The 2,872-nt window shown below is 69.2% G+C and carries 5 protein-coding genes; 1 reads left to right on the top strand and 4 read right to left on the bottom strand.

What is annotated here, in order from left to right; genetic code table 11:
* Positions 1–79 precede the first annotated feature (79 nt).
* Positions 80–820 carry a DUF6065 family protein gene (locus tag P409_RS30945; protein ID WP_034847515.1) on the bottom strand — a complete coding sequence of 247 codons (741 nt, stop codon included), beginning with the start codon at positions 818–820 and terminating at the stop codon, positions 80–82.
* 99 nt (positions 821–919) lie between these two features.
* On the opposite strand from P409_RS30945, the gene P409_RS30940 reads away from it, so the two are divergent.
* Positions 920–1,696 carry a transporter substrate-binding domain-containing protein gene (locus P409_RS30940; RefSeq protein ID WP_034847513.1) on the top strand — a complete coding sequence of 259 codons (777 nt, stop codon included), beginning with the start codon at positions 920–922 and terminating at the stop codon, positions 1,694–1,696.
* Between the two features lie 58 nt (positions 1,697–1,754).
* Here P409_RS30940 and P409_RS30935 read toward each other — a convergent pair whose 3' ends face one another.
* From P409_RS30935 to P409_RS30930, 3 genes are all read right to left on the bottom strand, one after another.
* Positions 1,755–1,988 carry a hypothetical protein gene (locus tag P409_RS30935; protein ID WP_034847511.1) on the bottom strand — a complete coding sequence of 78 codons (234 nt, stop codon included), beginning with the start codon at positions 1,986–1,988 and terminating at the stop codon, positions 1,755–1,757.
* Between the two features lie 23 nt (positions 1,989–2,011).
* The gene (locus P409_RS40180) at positions 2,012–2,176 is read right to left on the bottom strand and encodes a hypothetical protein (RefSeq protein WP_193366535.1); all 165 of its coding nucleotides are present in this window, start codon (positions 2,174–2,176) and stop codon (positions 2,012–2,014) included.
* 100 nt (positions 2,177–2,276) lie between these two features.
* Complete coding sequence (locus tag P409_RS30930; RefSeq protein WP_034847508.1) at positions 2,277–2,486, bottom strand: cold-shock protein; 210 nt, start codon at positions 2,484–2,486, stop codon at positions 2,277–2,279.
* Positions 2,487–2,872: the final 386 nt, after the last annotated feature.

Raw genomic sequence — 2,872 nt, 5'->3', positions numbered from 1 at the left:
CGGATCCTGCGTCGGCGGCACCAACCCCTCCCCCTATCCCCTCCCGCGAGGGGAGGGGGGACTCGTCTTCTTTTCCCGACTACCCCTCCCGGAACGGCCTCAACCGCAGCTTGGTCTGGTGCTCGGGCGCCGGGGTGCCGTCGGTGTCCAGGCCGCGGTAATAGCCCTTCTGCCACTTCGCCTCATTGGCCTCGGTGCCGGGCACCGGCAGGTCGGCCAGGAAGTCGGCGCGGCCGCGGTGGAAGGCCCAGTAGCGCGCCTCGAGCTCCGGGTTCTCGGACAGCGGCCGGATCTCCGGCTCCGCCGCCTCGACCGCGTCGCGCGCCAGCGGGAAGAACAGGCAGAAGGGCTCGCCGGCCGCGAACTCGACCATGTGGTTCGGCCGGGTGAAGCGCCAGTTCATGGTGAAGCCGTAAGGCGACCAATCGGTCTCGACCACGCCGGTCAGCGCCGCGATGCCGTCCTTCGGCGCGTTGGTCGGGCCGGAGACCCACAGGTTGCAGCCCGGCTCGGTGCGCAGCAGCAGCGGCACGTGGAAGGTCAGGATGCCGCTGCCGAAATGGCCGACTGCCGGCGCGGGTATGGCTGTCGAGCCGGCGCCGCCCGCCTCGACCCGCACCGATTCCGGCGCCGTGCCGCCGTCCCACCAGGCGCGGATCGGGGACGGGCACAGGATCTCCCAGCCATGGGCATTGGCGATGTTCAACGGCAGACAGCGATAGGCGAAGCCCTCCGGCGTCGCCGACATCCAGTCGCGCGTGGCCGGGGCCGGCCGGATCTCGGGATGCGCCCCGCCGATGGTGTAGGCGATCAGCTTCATGGGAACGATGGTAGCCGCGGCCGGGCGCGCCGACGACCCTGTTGGTGGCGCCGCAATTGTCCGACTAAGATCCTGGCCGACTCAAGACCGGGAGGAACCATGCGCCTGCTCGCCGCCGCCACCTTGCTGCTCGCCTTGCCTACCGCCGCCGCGGCCGCGGCGGACCGCACCGACACGCTCGACGCCGTCGCCAAGGCCGGGGTGCTGAAAATCTGCACCACCGGCGACTACAAGCCCTTCACCTATCTCGACCCGGCCAAGGGCGAGTACCAGGGCATCGACATCGACATGGCGAAGGACCTGGCCGCCGCGATCGGGGTGAAGGCGGAGTTCGTCAAGACCAGCTGGAAGACGCTGATGGCGGATTTCACCAGCGGCGCCTGCGACATGGCGATGGGCGGCATCAGCGTCACCCTGCAGCGCCAGAAGCAGGCCTTCTTCAGCATCCCGATCGATGTCGACGGCAAGACGCCGATCACCAGATGCGAGAATGTCGACAAGTTCGCGACGGTGGAGCAGATCGACCAGCCCGGCGTCACGGTGGTGGAGCCGCCCGGCGGCACCAACGAGGCCTTCGCGCGCGAGAAGATCAAGTCGGCGAAGATCGTCATCTTCCCGGACAACACCAAGATCTTCGACGAGATCCTGGCCGGCCGGGCCGATGTGATGATCACCGACGCCAGCGAGACCCGGCTGCAGCAGAAGCTGCGCCCCGGCCTGTGCGCCGTGCATCCGGACCAGCCCTTCACCTTCGCCGAGAAGGCCTATCTGCTGCCGCGCGGCGACGTGGTGTTCAAGGCCTTCGTCGACCAGTGGCTGAACCTGCGCCTGAACGACGGCAGCCACGCCAGGTTCAGCGCCGCCTGGTTCGGCTGAGGCACGAAAAAGCCGGGCTCTGCGGAGCCCGGCTCGGCGTTGGACCGTCGGGCGCCGGCTATTGGCCGCGCAGCCGGGTCATGGTCTTGATCGGGCCGCGCGGATTGCCGGACATCTCGGCGATCTTGCGGTCCTGCGCCTCGATGAAGGCGCGGGCGGCGTCCTCGCCGTCCAGCCCGTCGGCCTCGGCGCGCGGCACCTTGCGGTTCGAGCTCAGCGTGCCGTCCTGGTAGACGATGTTGAACAGCACGAAGGCGCTGTCGTTCGACTGCTTCTTGTTGGTCCGGGCCATGGGGCTCTCCGGTGACGGGTCGGTCAGGACGGGTCGGATTCGTCGTCCTGCTGCGGCTCGCCGCCGTCCTGGGCGGCCTTGCGGCGGGCGGTCTCTTCCTCGCGCTTCTGCAGCTTCTCCTGCTTCTTCTGCTCCTTGAGGCGGTTACGCTCGCTGCGCTGCTGGTTGTAGTTCGGCTTGAACGGCATGACGGCCTCCTCTGGCGCGATGCGTCGCATCGCCGGTCTGTCACGAGAAAAGGAGCGCCCGACGGCGCGGGCGCTCCTGATCCGCTCCGCAGTCGAAGGCTCAGACGGCCTTCAGATTCTCCGCCGAGGTCTTGCCGCGCTTCGGATCGCGCTGCTCTTCGTAGGAGATCTGCTGGCCTTCGTTCAGCCCACGCAGGCCGGCGCGCTCGACGGCCGAGATATGGACGAACACGTCCGGGCCGCCGCTCTCCGGCTGAATGAAACCGAAGCCTTTGGTGCTGTTGAACCACTTGACGGTGCCGATCGGCATCGCTTTTCCTCCAGTTGAGGGGTTGCGCCGCGCGCAGCCGCGCGACGCATCAGACGGTAACGGGGAAAGGCGAGGGATCCGCGGCCGCAAGGGCATGGCAGGCCGGCCGTCCGAACCAGAATGACCCCGTAAACATGGGGGACGGCGGCCCCGATGGCAAGTTCGACGGCGGAAACCGCCCGGAACGCAGAGTTCCGCTGCCCTCCAGGTCAGGGCGGCGGTCCGGCCTCCGCCAGCCGCAGCAGCGCCTTCGCCTGGTCCGGAACGCCCTCGGCCAGGCGGGCGGCGGCAATGGCCGGCAGCCAGGCCCGGATGCGGTCCCGGCCGATGCCGGAGGCCGCGGCATAGGCCCCGACATAGGCGGCGGCGACGTCCGGCGCGGCGGG

The organism is Inquilinus limosus MP06 (assembly GCF_000767795.1).
Lineage (GTDB): Bacteria > Pseudomonadota > Alphaproteobacteria > DSM-16000 > Inquilinaceae > Inquilinus > Inquilinus limosus_E.
Note: the sequence above shows the minus strand (reverse complement) of the source record. Positions and strands in the feature narration are given on the sequence as shown.